The 842-nt window shown below is 38.1% G+C and carries 1 pseudogene; it reads left to right on the forward strand.

Going from position 1 to position 842, the window contains the following annotated elements:
- Positions 1–842, forward strand: a pseudogene (locus tag F3D68_RS11150) (hypothetical protein); the annotation flags it as partial.

The following is an 842-nucleotide window of genomic DNA, read 5'->3' on the forward strand; positions in this document are numbered from 1 at the left end:
ACAGAGGACAATATCCAATGGTTGACAGAGCATGGTTATAAGTATTTGGTGATATCACGTAAACGTAATTTATCCTTGCCAGAGGACATTTCAGGTGTTGTTGTCAAAGAAGATCAGGATAACAAGGTCACTACCTATTTAGTTAAGCCGTCAGATGGCGACGAGGTAGAACTGTATTGCCATTCGCAGGGGATGGAGAGCAAAGGTAGTGCGATGTATGAGAAATTTAAACAACGCTTTATTGAGGAATTAGAGAAGGTAAAAGTAGGCTTAAGCAAAAAAGGCTGCACCAAGAAATATGATAAAGTCTGCGAGAAACTAGGGAGATTAAAAGAAAAATACAGCAAAGTGGCAAGTCATTTTGAGCTTGAGTTAAAAGCAGATGCCAACAAAGAAAATGCCTTATCCTTGACTTGGCATGACAAGGAAACTCGAGCGAATAAAAACAAGGGGATTTACTGCATTCGCACCAATCAAGCCCATTTAAATAATCAACAAATATGGCAAACCTATCGCATGCTCAATGATATTGAAGCTGCCTTTAGAGTATTAAAAAGTGACTTAGGGATGCGTCCTGTTTATCATCAAACCACAGAGCGTATAAGTGGTCATATTTTTATTAGCATACTTGCCTATCATATTTTGCATTGTATTCGTTTTCAGCTTAAGAAAGTTGACATACATGATAGCTGGGAGACTATTTTATTAAAATTAAGTACGCATTATCGTGTCACGACAACGATGCAAACCAAAGAAGGGAAAACCTTACATATTCGTAAGTCAACTAAGCCCAATCATGAGCAGTCTAAGATTTATAAAGCCTGTAATGCGCCAGCTATTCC

This window comes from Cysteiniphilum sp. JM-1, assembly GCF_008711525.1.
GTDB lineage: Bacteria > Pseudomonadota > Gammaproteobacteria > Francisellales > Francisellaceae > Caedibacter.